Here is a 16,901-nt window from a genome sequence, read left to right on the forward strand (position 1 = left end):
CTGCTTTTATTTTATCTTTTGAAGAAAATTTAGCCATAAAAAATGCACCTCCAATTGTTAGTTATGTGTCTAACAATTGGGGTGCACTTCACAAGTGACGGCGCTTTTCTATGTAAGAGTAACTAGAAGGTATCCTTCTAGCCTACTCCCATTTATAAGTCCAAAACTGTTCAAGTTGCAGCCATTTTAATGTTGCTGCATCTTTGTTTTTTATTTTTGCATGCGTGTCTTCAAGCATTGCTTCTGTTTGTGAACGGTGCGCACCTAATGCAGTTAATTTATGATCAAATACTTCACTAATGTTATTTACAACATCCGGTTCTCCTAATACGGCCTCACGATTTTTCGTAATCGCAACAGCATGGATAACTGGGCGCTCTTCTTTTGGCATACGTGATACAGCGCGAACGACAGCGCGGCCAAATGCATTATGATCTGGATGTACACCGTGTTCTGGATAAAATGTAATAATTCGAGATGGATTTACTTCTTGAATGATTGCTTCAATTTTGTCAGCAACGAAATCAACATCTTCAAATTCTAACGTTTTATCATGGAAGCCAAGCATTCTTAAATCTTTAATACCCATCGCTTTACAAGCATCTTTCAATTCTTTCTTACGGATATGTGGAATCGTTTCACGGTTAGCGAATACGTTCTTACCCATGTTACGTCCCATTTGTCCTAGAGTACCACATGCATATGTTACAGGTACTCCTTGATCTGTTAATAAGCGAATTGTTCCTCCCGCAGCATATGCTTCATCATCTGGATGCGGAAATACAACAAGTACATGTCTCTCCATAAGTTTCCCTCCTTCTTACTTAAATGGTGTTAAGCTTAACTCAAGTGCAACTGCTAAGCGACCTAAATTATCATGTCCAGCTAGTAATAAACGCTCTTGATCGTCTACTTCCCAGTGCGTAATACCTTCAGCATATACCCAACCGTGATCCATTTTCAGACCAACTCGGTATGGATTTGTTCCAGTTATCTTCCCGCGTTCAAAACGGATAATCGCATTTCGAATGAAAGCACCAACTGTCATCATCTTTTCATTTATGTGTGATGCATACGCTCCGTTTGTCGTTTCTAAATGAATATATACATCTTTATTTACAAAACGTTCAATTTCATTTTGAATAAGAGAACTATCTTTTACTATTTCCATCGGAATTCACCTCTTTAAACCATTTTACGCAAAAATAATGTAAATTGCTATCTCTATATTAGAGGACAACGCTCACTTTTCCTAATAATTTGCACTGTGTTTTTTATATTTTTTATATGATATGTAAAAAATACATTTTTTCCTTCACTTTGTTAAATAGTTTTCTTTCTTTTTTGAATTTGCTACAATATATTTTATCCGTATTATTGCAGCGAGATACATTTCGACAATTGAATACATAATTTAAAGAAGGTGACATGATTGGAACAGTCAGCACATGAAGTAGCAAATTGGCAATATTATTTTGCAATTGCCGTATTTTTAATCACGTACGGATTTATTATTTCTGAGAAATTGAATCGTGCTGCTATTATGATTATTTTTGGAGTTGTAGATTTACATACTGCTTTCACATCACATATTCAATGGGAAACGATTACCCTTTTAATTGGGATGATGATTCTCGTACATATTACGAGTCAATCAGGCGTCTTTGAATTTGTGGCCATTAAAGCGGCAAAAGCAGCTGGCGGAAAACCGATTCGCATTTTATTATTACTATCCCTATTAACTGCTGTCGGATCAGCATTTTTGGACAATGTAACGACTGTTTTATTAATCGTTCCTGTTACGCTATCCATTACACGTATTTTAAAAGTAAATCCTGTGCCTTATTTGATTTCAGAAGTGCTGTTTTCAAATATAGGCGGAACAGCAACATTAATCGGTGATCCACCTAATATTATGATTGGATCAGCAAACAAGCATTTAGACTTTAACGCCTTTTTACTTAACTTAGCTCCAATCGTAATTATTATTTCTATCGTGACACTTGGCATTATTTACTTCATGTATCGTAATAAACTAAAAACAACACCTGAACAAATCGAAAAACTAATGGCATTAAACGAAAAAGATTACATTAAAGATCAAAGCCTCCTTTTAAAATCTATTTCGATTTTAGGACTAACTATTTTAGGCTTCGTACTTCATTCGATTATTCATGTAGACGCTGCTGTTATCGCGATGACAGGCGCTACACTTCTTATGTTAATCGGCGTGAAAGAACATGATATTGAAGATGTATTTGCCCACGTTGAATGGGTAACCATTTTCTTCTTCGCCGGATTATTTGTTCTCGTTGGCGGGTTAATTGATATCGGACTTATCTCTTCACTTGCAAGAGAAGTAATCGACGTAACAAACGGTGACATCGGATTCGCAGCTATACTTATTTTATGGGTATCTGGCATCGCATCTGCGACAATCGACAACATCCCATTTGTCGCAACGATGATTCCTCTTATTCAAGACTTAGCTACAGGACTCGGACTATCTGTCGATTCTCCGCAAATCGAAGTACTATGGTGGGCGTTATCTCTTGGAGCTTGCTTAGGAGGAAATGGAACACTAATCGGTGCATCTGCAAACGTAGTCGTTGCTGGTATTGCAAAACGTGAAGGACATGGCTTCTCTTATATGGACTTCTTAAAAATTGGTTTACCATTAACTATTGTTGCACTCTTGTTATCACATGCTTATATATATTTACGTTATTTAATGTAAAAGTTGTATTGCATGAAATTATATCGTCAAATACAAAAGGTTTGCAGCATCCGTGCTGCAAACCTTTTTTCATCACCAAAATATACCGATAATTGCTAAACCACCTAAAATCATACCCCCAATTTGTCCGACAATTGTTGGTGATAATTGAACACCTTTTCTCACTTCAACAACTGGTCTTTCGTGCCTTAGTTGCTGCACTTCACTTTGAAGTTGGTGCACACTTCCGTGTAACTCTTTAATAAGTTCTTTTAATTCGGCGACCTCTTCATTTACTGGTTTTGCCTTTTCTAAATTCATTTTGCATGACTCCTTATAAATTCAATCAACACACTGTAAATTTTCGCCAATTACCATTATATCTCCTGCATACTACATATATAATTTCGAATGTACTTTCTAACCTTGCAGCTCTATCCATTCATCCCGCAATATCCCCATAATCATACGGTCAAAACACTTCCCATCTCTTTGAACCGCTTCTCTCATACAGCCTTCCATTTGAAAACCCATCTTTTTATACAATGCAATGGCAGGTTTATTATACGAAATAACATCGAGACCGATGCGGTGTAAATTCAATTCATAGAAAGCATACTTTAGAATAAGATGTATTGCTTCTTTCCCATATCCTTTTCCTCTATCATTCGCATCTCCTATACCAATGGCTAATAAACCTGTTCTGTTGTTCCACTCTATACCATGAATCGCCACAAAACCAATTAAGCGATCTTCTTGAACTGTCCTTACCATGAAAGAAACACTATTCGATCTCCGTCCTTTTAATAACTCATCACTTGCTATTTCATTTAAAGATTGCGGGAATGCTACATCTGTATCAACATGTCTTAAATACTCACTATCTTCTTGCCACATAGCCATTACTTCAGCATCTGTTTCTCTCATAGCTGATAATTTAATCGTTTTATTTCGAAAAAGATTCATTGTCATTTCAAACTCCCCCTTTTAAATAACGGGGATACTTATTTTAGACTATTTATCCCCTTATTCCATAAACTGTTTCATAAATGGGATACTTACAATAAGCGCTGACATTGGCACATCTCCTCCATATTGAATTAACTTCATTGTATAATTTTTTATTTATTCTAACAATAATAGAAAGGCCCTCCAAATTTAGAGGGCCTTTCCTAATAGCAAAACTATATTATTTCGTAAACATTTTCTCCGCTTCATCCATTGCCATTTTGTTTCCTAAAGCAGAATAGTCCAGCCATGGTTGATCATTGATAATGTATACGTGCTTGCCTTTAACTGCTTTTAAGTCTTTCCAAATTGGCGTTTCTTGAAGTTGTTTAAATGCTGCTTTTGCTTTATCATCTCTATTTACAACAACGAAAATCGCATCTGCATCAAAGTCAGGTAATACTTCTTGTGAAATGACTTCGAAAGGGCGGTTTCCATCAATTTTCTCTACACCATTTGCAGGCTGTAACCCTAAGTCTTGGAATAAAATTGGTCCCATCGGTCTTTTCGTACTAAATACACGCAATTCTTTTGCAGTAACGCGAATTGCCATTACTTTTTCGTTATTACCTAGCTCTTTATCTATTAAACCTTTTACTCGTTTTGATTGCTCTTCGTAATCTTGAATATATTTATCTGCTTCTTTCTCACGGTTTACAAGTTTACCAACTTGTTTTAAATGATCTCTCCACGTACCTTCATCTAAATTGAAAGAATGTGTTTTTGCAATTTTTTCGTATTTCGCTACATCTTTACCAGCATATTTTTCATCAACATAAATGTCAGTTGGCTTTAATTGAAGTAACGCTTCCATATTCGGATCTGTTACAACACCAAGCTTCTTCGTATCTTTCAACTTCTCTTTAGCGTGCGGTAAGAAATCTTTTAAATCTCCACCAATAACAGAACCTACTGGTGTAATTCCTAATGCAAGTAAATCATTCGTTAAATGAATAGACATTGAAGCAATTTTTGGGTCATTACTTTTTTCCGTTTTTTTCGTTGCCTCTTCATTAGCTTTCGTTTGACCACATGCTGCTAATACTAAAATACACATCATGCTAAATAAAATAGTAAGTTTCTTTTTCATATGTTCTCCTCTTTGAAGTATTTATTTTGTTTTTGTAAGTAAATAAAGAAAATACGGTGCTCCTAAAGCTGCCACTACTACACCAGCTGGAATAGAGTTTGGCTCAAATATAGAACGACCTATCGTATCTGCTAGCACTAAAATAATCATTCCGATAATGCCAGCTAAAGGAAGAAAGTGTTGATATGTAGTACCTACTAACTTCCTTGCGATATGCGGAGCAACTAAACCGATAAAACCAATTCCTCCTGCCATCGATACACTTGCGCAAGATAATCCAACCGCTGTAGCTAAAAGTAATAACCGTTCTTTTTGAACAGAAACACCAAGTCCTGCTGCTACACTATCACCTAGTGACAATGCATTTAACGTTTTAGATTTTAGCCACGCATAAGGGGTTAGTATGAAAATCCAAGGTAATAATGCAAAGACATGAATCCAATCCCTTCCCCACACGTTACCAACTAGCCATCTAGAAGCGAATGTATACGTCTCATCATTTAACTTGAGAGAGAAAAATAACGAAATTGCACTAAAGCCAGCTGAAACTGCAATACCAACGAGAATAAGTCTAATCGGAAATAAGCCTTTTGACCGATCACTCGCAAGTAAAATAATAAGAAATGCAGCTAATACTCCTCCGCCAAATGTAAATAACGGTATTAAAATGGATGCACTCTCATTAATAGAATGAAAGAGAGTAACAAATACGATAAGACCGAAAGATGCACCTGAATGCAATCCTAAGATACCAGGATCTGCAAGTGCATTACGGGATAACCCTTGCAAAATTGCACCGGAAATACCAAGACCAATACCGGCTAACATCGTGATTATTATTCTTGGCATACGATAATCATATAGTACGGTTGCACTCTCAAAATCACCATAACCAAAAAGTGTTTCAATTACTCTAAGTGGCGCTATACTCAGTGTCCCTGTATTTAAACTAATTAAAATTACAGCGATACTTATACATCCGAAGATTGTAGTTACAGTAATAGCTCTCTTTTTATCCGTGTTAAAAAGATCCTTCACTTATAATTCCCTCCCAACTTTACGTGCTATATAGAGAAAGAACGGAACTCCAACAAGAGCTACCATAATCCCTATCGCAAGTTCCTTAGGAGGGTTTACTGTTCTTGCCCCTAAATCAGCTACAACTAATAACATAGCTCCTAATAATGCTGACATAGGAATAATGAGTCTATAATGAACACCAACTAATTTTCTAGCAATGTGCGGGATAACTAGTCCTACAAATCCAATAGAACCAACAGCTGAAACAGAAACACCCGCCAGAATAACTACTATAATCATCCCTAGTATTCTCGTTCGGTTCGTTTTCACTCCTAAATTTGTAGCAACATCATCTCCCATTGATATGAGTGAAATAGATCTCCCTAGCATTGTCGCAAAAATAATCGTTATAAGAATAATAGGGACTAAAAATTTCAAGTGTTCCCACTTAACCCCTGCAACACCACCAGCATACCAAAACGCTAAATCTTGGCTTAAATCATAATAAATCGCAACACCTGAACTTAATGAATGTAAAAGCGCTGCCATAACCGCTCCAGCAATCGTTAACCTCATTGGTGTTAACCCGCCTGATGTTGCTGATCCAATAACAAAAATAAGTACTGTACTTAAAACAGCTCCAATAAAGGAAACAATCATTAAATAGGAATACGGCATATGTGGGAAAAAAGCAAAACTAAGTGCTACTACAAACATCGCACCTGCATTTATTCCGAGTACACCTGCATCAGCTAAAGGATTTCGTGTTACACCTTGCATAACAGCACCAGCAACCGCAAAAGCTGCCCCTACAACTGCTGCACCAATTACTCTCGGGAGCCTTAATTCATAAATAATTTGGTGCTGTGTTAGTTTCGGATTGTAATCCAAAACCGCTGCCCACACCGTTTGTAAATGAATATCTTTTGCACCAAATGAAATGGCTAAAAATATAGATCCAATTAAACATAAAATTGTTAAGCTCATGAAACATATGAACTTAATATGTATCCAGCGGTTATTACCAGCATGTACAGTAGACTTATGTAACATGTTTCATTTCATCCTTTATATTCAGTTGTTTTTTATAATTATTTTTTATTTGTAATTATTATTGATAATAATTATCATTTTCATTTAGATATTATATCGCCACTTTTTTTAAATAGCAAACTATTTTTTAACTTCGCTAAATATTAAAATGTTTATTTCAATTCCCTTCCAAAACTTACAAATACACGCAAAATAGACTACTAGCTTATTTTTAAAAGTGTAGTATACTTAATCATTATTTCGAGTTTTCAAATAAAAATACCGAAGGTGACCCAATGTTATATATAAAACAACTACTACACTTCACTTACGAGCAAGCATTATCTTGCTTATTCCCAGTCGTTATTTTCTTAACACTAGCCCTTTCAAAAATCGTTTCTATCCCAGGGTTATATCACTATGATTTCATACTCATTGCATGTCTTCTTATGCAGTGGATTATGTACAAGACTGGACTTGAGACGAAAGACGAATTAAAAGTAATTACTGTCTTTCACCTCATCGGCCTTTTACTAGAAATATATAAAGTTCATTTTGGTTCATGGAGTTATCCTGAAGAGGCGTATTCAAAGATTTTTGGAGTTCCACTTTACAGCGGCTTTATGTACGCAAGTGTCGCAAGTTACATATGCCAAGCGTGGAGAAGGTTGCATTTAAAAATGCATCATTGGCCGAAAGCTATTTTTGCCGTGCCGTTAGGAGCTATGATTTACTTCAATTTTTTCACACACCACTTTACATACGATTTTAGATGGATATTAACTTTACTACTATTCCTTGTTTTCTCTCGCACATTTGTACAATTTTCATTACAAGGCGTTACATATACAATGCCACTCGTTCTCTCCTTTTTCCTTATCGGATTCTTCATTTGGATTGCAGAGAACATCGCAACATTTTTCAGTGCATGGCAATATCCAAATCAACGGGAAGCATGGAACCTCGTTCACTTAAGCAAAATTAGCTCATGGTTTTTACTCGTTGTTATTAGCATTATGATTGTTACGCAACTCAAACATTTGAAGCAATCAAAAAGATAATGCTAATTATGTAAAAACAGTTAGCCCATCAATCATTAGAGAGTGATGGGCTTTTTTTAGTAATATTTTTTAAAACGTCCTTATCAAAGAATTTATAATTTACAAGAGTATAAGCAGTTGCACATTATGAACTACTACTAGCAGAAGATGTTGCTGCAGATGAAGCGGCAATCGTTGCCATCATGGCTGCCTGTTGTGCTTGTATGAGGACTTCTATCATTGTTTGTAAACCTGTGTTAGTAGCTTTACTTTCCTCACCTTTCTGACTTACGAACAGTTGAATAGCAATAAGAATATTTGTATCTGTATGCCAACGGAACAATTTATCCCCCTGCAATTTTTCAATAAATGCTCTAATAGAATGAATCTCTTTTTCTCCGTCCTCGAGTAACGCTAGTAGCCCGATAGCTGGGTAATGCATCTGTTTTACTTTTACCTTTTCTTGCTTTAACAAATTCCATATATTTGTACATTTTGCAACTAATAGTTCTTCCCTGACATCCTTCTTTAGTGAAAGAATATGACTCAAAAATTGAAGATCATTCCCTTTACGCAAACCAGCTGTCGCTAGTTTCTGATAAAGACGTTCCACTCGGTCCATAAGTGTTTCTACATGCTCTGATTGTCCTGCTAATAAAACTGCGAGCGGATAATCATTTGTACTTGTCAGAAAGAGGTGATCCTTTTTCATGCGTTTATATACTTGCATCGAACGCTGAATGTGCGCGCCATGCTGTTCATTTTCTTCTGTTAAAAGCACAGCTGCTGCGAGATAAGTAAATATACTCCGGCTAAAGCCACCAGTGACCAATTGTTCATATAAATCTAAAAACGTCCGAAAAGCTTCCTTGTAATCTGTAAAGTGAATATCTAATGTTGCGGCCACTACAAAACGATGATAAGACTTTAAGTATGAAAACATCCCTACCTCATTCTTAATATAACTACTAATTTCTAAAAAACGTTCGAGATTAAACAATTTATCACTACCTGCATACATAGCAGCAATCATCATTCCTGTTCGAGAATCACTCGTTTTCCATTTTAGTTCTCCCTTTAACTGTACATATGTATGTTTATATTGCTCTAACTTTTGCTCTAATGTAATCATAGTATTCACCCCTATTTCTAGTTCTTCTCTATCATTATACTTATATTCCATATTTAGGAATACTACAATTAATAATCACAACCTAAAAAATTATAAAATTCTCTAATCCTTCAAGAAGTTATACAAAAAAGGTAGATAATAATTTATCTACCTTTTTTGTATATATTATTTAACATTACAACTGTATTGCTTGTTATATGCAATTAAGACTAAAGAGCTTTAATAATACGTTCCATCGCCTTCATTTGCCCAATATGATCTGCTTCATGATAAAGCATCATACCGTAAAGCTCACCAACAGTTTCCAATCCTAAAAACGGCTCTGGTAGTTTATCTTCAAATGCTTCTGCTGGCATTTCGTTAATACGCTTTGCTTGTTCTTTTAATTGAGTCGTTAACACTTCTAATGATGGTCCTTCTGTTTTCCATTTAGATGGTCTTGATCCATATCCAAACATACCTGGATATTCAGTTGGTAATTGTTTGAATTCTTTTCCAAACATGAAAACTTCTGCTGCTGTTAACACGTGACCAATATGCCAACGAATTGTATTGTTAAAACCCTCTGGCTGCATATCTGCAATTTTATCATCTAGCGTCTCCATAAATTTAAGTAATGCCCCGCGCGTTATTTCAAATTGTTTTAAGCCAACTAGTCTATTCACTTTATCGTTCTCCTTCTTGATGTACAATTTATTATGAACTAAGAATGTTCAATTCATTAAAGTTTTACCTTGTTTAATCTATCAGAAATAAATAAGAAATACATCTAATATGCTTATTAAAAATAATAAAAAGGTTCCCTCCTCGTAAATATAGAATTACTTACTATGTAAATAAAAGAGGAGTGTACTTACATGTTACATATTTTAAAACAACAATATAATCTTATTAGCTCTACAAGAGAAACTCTATTTTCATTTTTGGAAGAAATCCCACTAGAAAAATTACATAGCACTGTTCCGAATTTCGGGAGCGGTAGCATTATAAAGACACATATTCATGTAGCCGATTGCTATCGATACTGGCTTGGATCATTTGCATTCAAGCAAAAACGAGCAAATTTTTCATTCGCTAATGATGATGAAATTGAGCATGCAGATGTTGAGAAAGTCCGTGATAGATTTAAGTTAGTAGATGAGACTGTACAACGTTTTTTAGATGAATACAATGACCGTTGGCTCGAAAATATAGCAAATGAAGTAAAGTGGCAAAAAGAGCTTTGGAGTACAACTCCGCTATGGCTTTTAACTCATACGGAGACTCATGAGTTTCACCATAAAGGACAAATTGTATCAATGGCTAGGCACCTTGGATATACTCCTCCTGATACAGACCTTAGTTAATTCAATGGTCCATGATTACTAAAAAAATTAGACTGAATGCAAATCGAGCATGTTTTGAAATCCAATCAAAACATGCTCTTAAAATATTCTATCTTACATTCTCCCATTTCCTCATCAATACCAAATAGTCTCCGCATAATTATATGCATCGCTATTCGGAATTGCATGTTTCCCCTGCGCTTGTGCTTTTCTTGGATCTAAATCATATACCATTGGTGTATAGCATGATGTTTGCCCTTTATTTACAACACCATTTCCTCCAGCACTTCCGCAAGTGTATGCCTTTCCATCTGTTTTTCTAACAATCCTTGCATCAGCTTCATTATTATAAACTGCCAGGCGAGTTACAGTAACTTTTGCCCATGCTGTCTTACACGTCGTGCTAAATTTTAATTCCACATAAGAGTTTGAATCAATCCACTTCTTTTCTTTCGTTACTGCGGATTGATTACAGCTATTATAATAAGGACTTTTTCCATCATATGAATGGTCTTCCGCGTATGCTTTATCATTATTGGTCGTACTAAACACACTAGTTACGATGAGCAATGCCAGACAAAGACATGCGCTTACCTTTTTAAAAAGCTTCATAGAATTCCACTCCTTTATTAATAACGTGCTGTTTTCCCGTAACCATTATTAATCGTCACCGCTTCGGCATCAGCTGTATAACCAAAATCAGCAGTTAAATCAAACACCATTCCTGTATACGTACTCGTTTGTCCTGTTTTAATTGCTCCATTGCCACTATTAGAGTCTACTGATTTTTGGAATACACCATTTTTATATTTATTAATAACAGCGTAAGCATATACCCCTCCAGAAACAGAAGGAGCTGGTTGATCTAAAACAAGCTTAGACCATGCTGCATGACATTTATTACTGTAACGTAAATACACTGTCCCTACTTTTTTACTACCCTCATAAACTGCTGTAGACTTTGCATTAAATCCATCTGCATCACACGTTGTACTTCCCCCGTATACTTTCGTTGTTGCTGGATTTTTCCCGTCATAATAACTACTTAAATCAGTAGCTGCAAATGTACTTCCTTGAAAACTAAATAATACACCTATACTTGCCGCACTTAACACGCATACTTTCATTAACTTTTTAAACATTTTAAATTCCCCCTCAAAATGATTATGTATACTAAACACAACCTATACTGCTGTGTCAGCCCTCCTTCCATGCTTCCTAGAGGCATCTTACAGAAACGAATTAACGTTGTAAATTCCCTTATGATTATTGGAATATACGAAGAACTTTACTTATCCTTATAAGAAAAAAAGTTGAGAAATACACATTTTATAGCATCCTTTATTTAAAACATAAAAGAACCGATACTTGTTACATGCAAGCATCGGTTCTTTATACAAAATTGCCATTTTTTCTTTTATATAAAATAAATATTTCTCCACTTAATCCGTTGTAAAAAACTCCCTCGTTACATCAATAAATTGCTGCAGTGGCAATGTCATCCATTTATCTTTATGCCAAGCAATTTGTGTATAAATCGGTGAGATTGCACTTTCTACATGTAACTCTTCTATCGTCCCTTCTCGTATATCTTTTTCTACTACTATCGCTGGTAAAACAGCTATTCCTAAATCTGCAATAACACATTGTTTAATTGCCTCTACACTAACGAACTCAATTTTATTTGCTGGATACACATCTTCTGTACGAAGTAGCTCTTCAAATAAAGTCCGGTACGAGCACCCTAGCTCTGTTAGCAACAACGTCTCACTTTCTAAATCTTTTGTAGAAATGGAAGCTTTCTCGAGTAAATGATGCCCTGAAGCAGCTACTATTTTTAATTCTTCTTTCATAAGCGGCTCCACATGTAAAGTATCTTCTGTTTTACATTCGTCCAAAATAAATGCAAGATCGACTTTTCCCTCCATCAATTGTTCCTTCGCATCTTTATTGGAATGCGCTGGTTTAAATATAAGCTTTATTTGAGGAAATTGTGCTTTAAACCTCTTTAATATAGAAGGAAGTCTATATGTACATTGACTCTCTTGCGCACCGATTATTAACGTACCTGCTATTTCTTCATCATCTTTCACAGCCATTTTTGCTTCGTTGCTGAGCGCAATCATCTTGTCGGCATATAGTTGAAACTTCCTACCTGCTTCAGTTAAGAAAAGGCGTTTTCCTAATCTTTCAAATAACGGCGTACCTAACTCAGCTTCTAACGTTTTAATTTGCGCTGTCACACTCGATTGAGCAAAGTTTAATTTCTTCGCAGTTTGTGTAAAATTCAAAGTATCCGCCGCTACTTTAAATGTAATTAATTGTTTTATCTCCATTTATCGTCCCTCTTTTCAATCGATATTCCCGATTGATTTCATCGAAATAATCCTCTTTGTCTATTGATATTTGTATTGTATGATAAAGAGCATCTACAAACAATAAAAATGGAGGTATTCCATATGAAAGCACTTTGTTTCGAACAGTTCGGAAATCCGGATGTACTACAATATAAAGAACTAAATGATCCAATCATAAATCCAAATGAAATTATTGTCCGCACGAAAGCAATCGGTTTAAATTTCGCCGACATTTATAGACGCCGCGGTGATTATCATCTCGCTGGTACCCCGCCTTTTATATTAGGTTATGAAGGGGCTGGCATTGTTGAAAAAGTAGGAGCTGACGTTACGAATATTAATCCTGGAGATCGTATTGCATTTGCTGATGTCCCATTTGCAAATGCAGAGCTAGTTGCTGTTCCGTCTGAGAAAGCAATTAAGCTTTTAGATTCTATCTCTTTTGAAACAGCCGCTTCTGTCTTATTGCAAGGTCTAACCGCACATTATTTAACGAAAGATAGCTATGAGATAAAACAAGGTGATATAGCTTTAGTACACGCTGCAGCTGGTGGTGTTGGGCAACTTCTTATTCAAATAATTAAACTACTAGGCGGAAAAGTAATCGGCCTAACGTCATCAAAAGAAAAATCAAAGATAGCTACATTAGCTGGTGCTGATCACGTTTTTTTATATACGGAAGCATGGCATACAAAAGTAGTTGAAATAACAAATGGTGATGGAGTAAATGTTGTATATGAATCAGTAGGTTCTACATTAGAGGAGAGTTTTAATGCTACTAAAACTGGCGGTACTGTCGTATTTTACGGAATGGCCGGCGGTAATCCTGCGCCAGTTGATCCACGTATGCTTATGGATACTTCGAAAACTTTAACTGGCGGAGACCTTTGGAACGTGCTTACATCTTATGAAGAGAGAATAGAACGCTCCTCTCAATTATTCGAATGGATTGCGACCGAAAAATTAAAGATCGCAAGTTCTACTACATTCTCTTTACAAGATGGTGCCCGTGCTCATGAATTATTAGAGAGCCGAAAAAGCACAGGGAAGATTTTATTGATCCCATAATCGTTCCAATAAAAAAGGAAGCTAGAATGTATTTCCTTGCTTCCTTTTTTAACGTTATTTATGTTCAATTGTAAAGTGATAATAAAGTTATTTAATTCTGATCTAAAAATATAAGAGCCTGGCTACAAATCATATTGTAGTAAAGCTCTTTAAAGTTGTTTAATTTCTAACCATTTAAATGTGCTTGTAGACAAAAATTAATAATAAAGTTGTTTAAATCTTATTGAACTAAAGCACCCGTTAGTTCAATAAGAAAAAATTATCTATTATTATTAAAGTGGCCCCCCTTCAAAACCAATAGGCCATCCATCGTTTTTAAATTTTACTTTATACTGAAACTCAAAGTGACCATCATAAATAAAAGCTAAACTAAACCCAGAAAATATATAATCGTCAAAATTAACCATCTTTCCAAAAAATATTGTGGATAGATAGTAGTTCTTCATTTCTTGATTAGGGAAGAATTTCTGTAAATATTTTAATGCACAGCTTATATGTAGATGGAGTTCATCGAATGTTTTTTCTGCCATTTCGATAATCTCCATATCGGGATTTTCATTATTCCCCTGAATAATAATCTCCACATCTTCCCATTCTCCGATATTAATACTATAAAACCACCGTTTTTGAATGAGATACTTCTCTTTTTCGTATACAGGGGGATTAACTAGTTTTAATTTTTTTACCTCATCTTTAGTTAACGGTTTATCAAGAATAAGCTTTTTATGCAAAATTTCTTTGATATTAGAGACAATATATTTAGATTTGTTTAATTCTAAAGAGTCCATTTTCCACCTCATAAACTATAAAATAAAGTAAATTCCCCCTTAAGTATATCATCATCCTTATTCAACTATCCTGCACCGTTAATTCAATAAGAATTAAACAACTTTATTATTTTCAAAGGACTTTATTGTAAATTAAACAACTTTATTATCTCTTAACATCAATCTCGCTTCTTTTCAATAACCCTGTTATTTATATTTTTTCTCTACGCTTCTCTTTCTAGGCCCCTCATTTTTAAGTTTATATAATAAATGAATCTAAATATTAAAGGAAAGAACAAACCTCCTGATATCAACGATCCAATAAATACAGTATCAATAAAAGAAAGAATCCCAAATAATAGCATTCCAAAAAAATAAAATACAACTGCACTCCAATAAATAAAACGTGGAAACTTAGTTTGGAACGAATCACCTTTTTCACACGGTTTCCCAAATAACAAATGAACGAATTTAATCAACATAATCCCTTCTCCATATAATTGTTAATATTCTTTTCTTCTTAGAATTGAACATAAATCACATACCATGTACCACCCATATTCACACATTCCTTACTTTGTTTTATCCCACTTTAATGGGCAGTAAGACCCCCACCTCAAAATGCAGCGAAAGCAAAGAAGTTAGGTGGGGGTCGGGCTGCCCATTAAAGTCCGATTGGTGAGGGCTGATAATCAGTGGGGGATGAAGAAAACCCCACTGATTAAAGTTTCACTTTATTTCTCGTATACTTACTTTAGATTCCGAGATGAAATGTAAGGCTAATGTCCCTCCAATACACTGCAAACTAATTTGTTGTTCCTACTCTCTAATTATACCATTACAATAATTTTCATAGTTCATTTTTAACGGAATATTCCGATTCGAATTAATAAATGATATATAAAAAAATAAAAAGGAAGCTAGAGTTCTCTACCTTCCTTTTCTTATTTTTATATTTCCACACTTTCTTTCCCTTTTGCAACGTAACTCATATCTCCAACAGACTCGACTGTGTATGTTCCATCTTGATATACAATCTTCGTCACGCTAGCATTTTCCACTCCAAGTTTTGTTTTGCTACTGTCTAACATTTCTATTAAGGTAGTAATCAAAAGCCCATGAACGACAACTAAAACGTTACCGCCACCATTTGCAGCAGATTCTTCACTAATTTTATCTATCTCTGTTTTTATACGAGTAGAAAACAATTCCCAATCTTCCGCCTGTTTTGTCGGATCTGCTACTCTAATAAGATTAATCACTTCTTGAATAGAAAGCTTCAAGAGTTCTTCTGGTGATGCAACGCCTGCAGCTTTTCCAACCACATCCCACATATTCTCAAGTTTTTCACCTTCAAAAATACCGAAATTTAATTCTCGCAAATCTTTTCTTTGCTCAAGTTTTACTTTTGATTGCTCACTATATTTTAATACTAAATTAGCAGTTTCAATTGCGCGGCCGCTATCACTACTATATGCGTTCATAAAATGAATATCTTTTAATCCTGTTCCTAAATTTGTGGCAACTTCAACACCTTTTTCTACTAAAGGAGAATCTGCCCAACCTTGCGCGCGATGATTCGTATTTAATATTGTTTTACCGTGTCTTGTAACATATAACGTCACTACATTCTCATTGCTATCTGTTTCTCGCTTATTCATTTCATTCTCTCCCTTTACGTTTCTATATCAATTTTACCACCTCAATTATTCATTGAGCAAAATATACGTCAGTAGATCCGCTTAATAAAAAAAGCTATCTTTCTGTATATCCATACAAAAAGATAGCATCTTTTATGATTACATTTCTTAACCGGTACTCCTACTCAGCAAAAGCACTCGAATATTGTACAATTCCTTCTACACCTCGAAGAGCATTTTCTGTTAATTCCTTTATCATAAATACCTCTTCAGGCACTTCAAACGGTGCTTTTACATTCCACTCACTTGCTTTCTTAAAACCAAATTTCGGGTAGTACTCTGGATGTCCCAATACTACAACTGATCCGTATCCAAGTTCTTTCGCTTTTTCTAAAGCCGCCGTGATCAGTTTTCCACCAATTCCTTTCTTCTGATGACCCCTAGCAACTGAAACTGGTGCAAGTGCTAACGATTCTACAGAAGTTCCACCTTGTTCTATTGTAATTTTCGATAACATAATGTGACCAACTATATCTTCATCTACCGCAACAATTGATAACTCCGGAACAAATGCTTCACATTCTCTAATACGTTTTACAAGTTCATGTTCTGTTTTATCACTAAATTCTTCAAGTGAAAATACTTCTTTTACGACTTCTTCTGTTTTTCTATAATCATTTTTTTGTTCTTGTCTAATCGTTACCAT

General features: G+C 35.1%; 20 protein-coding genes. 4 read left to right on the top strand and 16 right to left on the bottom strand.

Features of this window, described 5'->3' with window-relative positions:
- Positions 1-142 precede the first annotated feature (142 nt).
- A complete protein-coding gene (bshB2, locus tag MR169_RS13295; protein WP_000439486.1) occupies positions 143-805 on the bottom strand; it encodes a bacillithiol biosynthesis deacetylase BshB2 in 663 nt (220 codons plus the stop codon).
- A 15-nt stretch (positions 806-820) separates the two neighbouring features.
- A complete protein-coding gene (locus tag MR169_RS13300) occupies positions 821-1,171 on the bottom strand; it encodes a YojF family protein (protein ID WP_000407045.1) in 351 nt (116 codons plus the stop codon).
- Positions 1,172-1,432: 261 nt separating this feature from the next.
- Here MR169_RS13300 and MR169_RS13305 point away from each other — a divergent pair, with 261 nt between their 5' ends.
- Complete coding sequence (locus tag MR169_RS13305) at positions 1,433-2,737, top strand: ArsB/NhaD family transporter (RefSeq protein ID WP_242319520.1); 1,305 nt, start codon at positions 1,433-1,435, stop codon at positions 2,735-2,737.
- Positions 2,738-2,809: 72 nt separating this feature from the next.
- Here MR169_RS13305 and MR169_RS13310 read toward each other — a convergent pair whose 3' ends face one another.
- From MR169_RS13310 to MR169_RS13330, 5 genes are all read right to left on the bottom strand, one after another.
- Positions 2,810-3,037: a coiled-coil domain-containing protein gene (locus MR169_RS13310; RefSeq protein ID WP_001047304.1), complete on the bottom strand. Its 228-nt coding sequence runs from the start codon at positions 3,035-3,037 to the stop codon at positions 2,810-2,812.
- 99 nt (positions 3,038-3,136) lie between these two features.
- Positions 3,137-3,688 carry a GNAT family N-acetyltransferase gene (locus MR169_RS13315; RefSeq protein ID WP_016118380.1) on the bottom strand — a complete coding sequence of 184 codons (552 nt, stop codon included), beginning with the start codon at positions 3,686-3,688 and terminating at the stop codon, positions 3,137-3,139.
- A gap of 217 nt (positions 3,689-3,905) precedes the next feature.
- The gene (locus tag MR169_RS13320; protein WP_000728216.1) at positions 3,906-4,814 is read right to left on the bottom strand and encodes an iron-hydroxamate ABC transporter substrate-binding protein; all 909 of its coding nucleotides are present in this window, start codon (positions 4,812-4,814) and stop codon (positions 3,906-3,908) included.
- Between the two features lie 21 nt (positions 4,815-4,835).
- Positions 4,836-5,852: a FecCD family ABC transporter permease gene (locus MR169_RS13325; RefSeq protein ID WP_016118381.1), complete on the bottom strand. Its 1,017-nt coding sequence runs from the start codon at positions 5,850-5,852 to the stop codon at positions 4,836-4,838.
- Positions 5,853-6,887 carry a FecCD family ABC transporter permease gene (locus tag MR169_RS13330; RefSeq protein ID WP_016118382.1) on the bottom strand — a complete coding sequence of 345 codons (1,035 nt, stop codon included), beginning with the start codon at positions 6,885-6,887 and terminating at the stop codon, positions 5,853-5,855.
- A 275-nt stretch (positions 6,888-7,162) separates the two neighbouring features.
- On the opposite strand from MR169_RS13330, the gene MR169_RS13335 reads away from it, so the two are divergent.
- Positions 7,163-7,927 carry a DUF817 domain-containing protein gene (locus tag MR169_RS13335; RefSeq protein ID WP_201144472.1) on the top strand — a complete coding sequence of 255 codons (765 nt, stop codon included), beginning with the start codon at positions 7,163-7,165 and terminating at the stop codon, positions 7,925-7,927.
- Positions 7,928-8,051: 124 nt separating this feature from the next.
- Here the strand turns inward: MR169_RS13335 and MR169_RS13340 are convergent, their stop codons facing one another.
- Positions 8,052-9,089 carry a DUF4003 domain-containing protein gene (locus MR169_RS13340; RefSeq protein WP_016118384.1) on the bottom strand — a complete coding sequence of 346 codons (1,038 nt, stop codon included), beginning with the start codon at positions 9,087-9,089 and terminating at the stop codon, positions 8,052-8,054.
- A 158-nt stretch (positions 9,090-9,247) separates the two neighbouring features.
- Positions 9,248-9,724, bottom strand: a complete 477-nt coding sequence (locus MR169_RS13345; RefSeq protein ID WP_170964303.1) for a DinB family protein — start codon at positions 9,722-9,724, stop codon at positions 9,248-9,250.
- A 171-nt stretch (positions 9,725-9,895) separates the two neighbouring features.
- Between MR169_RS13345 and MR169_RS13350 the strand changes: the two genes are divergently transcribed.
- Positions 9,896-10,384 carry a DinB family protein gene (locus MR169_RS13350; RefSeq protein ID WP_016118386.1) on the top strand — a complete coding sequence of 163 codons (489 nt, stop codon included), beginning with the start codon at positions 9,896-9,898 and terminating at the stop codon, positions 10,382-10,384.
- Positions 10,385-10,498: 114 nt separating this feature from the next.
- Here MR169_RS13350 and MR169_RS13355 read toward each other — a convergent pair whose 3' ends face one another.
- From MR169_RS13355 to MR169_RS13365, 3 genes are all read right to left on the bottom strand, one after another.
- The gene (locus MR169_RS13355) at positions 10,499-10,975 is read right to left on the bottom strand and encodes a DUF2690 domain-containing protein (protein WP_000765223.1); all 477 of its coding nucleotides are present in this window, start codon (positions 10,973-10,975) and stop codon (positions 10,499-10,501) included.
- A 17-nt stretch (positions 10,976-10,992) separates the two neighbouring features.
- Complete coding sequence (locus MR169_RS13360; RefSeq protein WP_000473735.1) at positions 10,993-11,505, bottom strand: DUF2690 domain-containing protein; 513 nt, start codon at positions 11,503-11,505, stop codon at positions 10,993-10,995.
- Positions 11,506-11,805: 300 nt separating this feature from the next.
- On the bottom strand, positions 11,806-12,699 hold the full coding sequence (locus tag MR169_RS13365) for a LysR family transcriptional regulator (protein WP_000403880.1): 894 nt from the start codon (positions 12,697-12,699) through the stop codon (positions 11,806-11,808).
- 123 nt (positions 12,700-12,822) lie between these two features.
- On the opposite strand from MR169_RS13365, the gene MR169_RS13370 reads away from it, so the two are divergent.
- Positions 12,823-13,788: a quinone oxidoreductase family protein gene (locus MR169_RS13370; RefSeq protein ID WP_242319521.1), complete on the top strand. Its 966-nt coding sequence runs from the start codon at positions 12,823-12,825 to the stop codon at positions 13,786-13,788.
- A gap of 272 nt (positions 13,789-14,060) precedes the next feature.
- Here MR169_RS13370 and MR169_RS13375 read toward each other — a convergent pair whose 3' ends face one another.
- The 4 genes from MR169_RS13375 to MR169_RS13390 form a co-directional block, all read right to left on the bottom strand.
- Positions 14,061-14,576, bottom strand: a complete 516-nt coding sequence (locus MR169_RS13375) for a hypothetical protein (protein WP_030026782.1) — start codon at positions 14,574-14,576, stop codon at positions 14,061-14,063.
- A gap of 203 nt (positions 14,577-14,779) precedes the next feature.
- A complete protein-coding gene (locus tag MR169_RS13380) occupies positions 14,780-15,037 on the bottom strand; it encodes a hypothetical protein (RefSeq protein WP_000905655.1) in 258 nt (85 codons plus the stop codon).
- 468 nt (positions 15,038-15,505) lie between these two features.
- Positions 15,506-16,216 (bottom strand): histidine phosphatase family protein, encoded by a 711-nt coding sequence (locus MR169_RS13385; RefSeq protein ID WP_001042052.1) that lies wholly within the window; start codon positions 16,214-16,216, stop codon positions 15,506-15,508.
- Positions 16,217-16,376: 160 nt separating this feature from the next.
- A complete protein-coding gene (locus MR169_RS13390; RefSeq protein WP_000256479.1) occupies positions 16,377-16,901 on the bottom strand; it encodes a GNAT family N-acetyltransferase in 525 nt (174 codons plus the stop codon).

The sequence above is a fragment of the Bacillus cereus group sp. BfR-BA-01349 genome, from assembly GCF_022663795.1.
In the GTDB taxonomy this organism is placed as follows: Bacteria; Bacillota; Bacilli; order Bacillales; family Bacillaceae_G; genus Bacillus_A; species Bacillus_A cereus.

Excerpts from the sequence above, each read along its gene's own strand:
- bshB2 (WP_000439486.1), bottom strand. The coding sequence starts at position 805 with ATGGAGAGACATGTACTTGTTGTATTTCCGCATCCAGATGATGAAGCA.
- MR169_RS13300 (WP_000407045.1), bottom strand. The coding sequence starts at position 1,171 with ATGGAAATAGTAAAAGATAGTTCTCTTATTCAAAATGAAATTGAACGT.
- MR169_RS13310 (WP_001047304.1), bottom strand. The coding sequence starts at position 3,037 with ATGAATTTAGAAAAGGCAAAACCAGTAAATGAAGAGGTCGCCGAATTA.
- MR169_RS13315 (WP_016118380.1), bottom strand. The coding sequence starts at position 3,688 with ATGACAATGAATCTTTTTCGAAATAAAACGATTAAATTATCAGCTATG.
- MR169_RS13320 (WP_000728216.1), bottom strand. The coding sequence starts at position 4,814 with ATGAAAAAGAAACTTACTATTTTATTTAGCATGATGTGTATTTTAGTA.
- MR169_RS13330 (WP_016118382.1), bottom strand. The coding sequence starts at position 6,887 with ATGTTACATAAGTCTACTGTACATGCTGGTAATAACCGCTGGATACAT.
- MR169_RS13335 (WP_201144472.1), top strand. The coding sequence starts at position 7,163 with ATGTTATATATAAAACAACTACTACACTTCACTTACGAGCAAGCATTA.
- MR169_RS13340 (WP_016118384.1), bottom strand. The coding sequence starts at position 9,089 with ATGGAATATAAGTATAATGATAGAGAAGAACTAGAAATAGGGGTGAAT.
- MR169_RS13350 (WP_016118386.1), top strand. The coding sequence starts at position 9,896 with ATGTTACATATTTTAAAACAACAATATAATCTTATTAGCTCTACAAGA.
- MR169_RS13355 (WP_000765223.1), bottom strand. The coding sequence starts at position 10,975 with ATGAAGCTTTTTAAAAAGGTAAGCGCATGTCTTTGTCTGGCATTGCTC.
- MR169_RS13360 (WP_000473735.1), bottom strand. The coding sequence starts at position 11,505 with ATGTTTAAAAAGTTAATGAAAGTATGCGTGTTAAGTGCGGCAAGTATA.
- MR169_RS13365 (WP_000403880.1), bottom strand. The coding sequence starts at position 12,699 with ATGGAGATAAAACAATTAATTACATTTAAAGTAGCGGCGGATACTTTG.
- MR169_RS13370 (WP_242319521.1), top strand. The coding sequence starts at position 12,823 with ATGAAAGCACTTTGTTTCGAACAGTTCGGAAATCCGGATGTACTACAA.
- MR169_RS13375 (WP_030026782.1), bottom strand. The coding sequence starts at position 14,576 with ATGGACTCTTTAGAATTAAACAAATCTAAATATATTGTCTCTAATATC.
- MR169_RS13380 (WP_000905655.1), bottom strand. The coding sequence starts at position 15,037 with ATGTTGATTAAATTCGTTCATTTGTTATTTGGGAAACCGTGTGAAAAA.
- MR169_RS13385 (WP_001042052.1), bottom strand. The coding sequence starts at position 16,216 with ATGAATAAGCGAGAAACAGATAGCAATGAGAATGTAGTGACGTTATAT.
- MR169_RS13390 (WP_000256479.1), bottom strand. The coding sequence starts at position 16,901 with ATGGTAACGATTAGACAAGAACAAAAAAATGATTATAGAAAAACAGAA.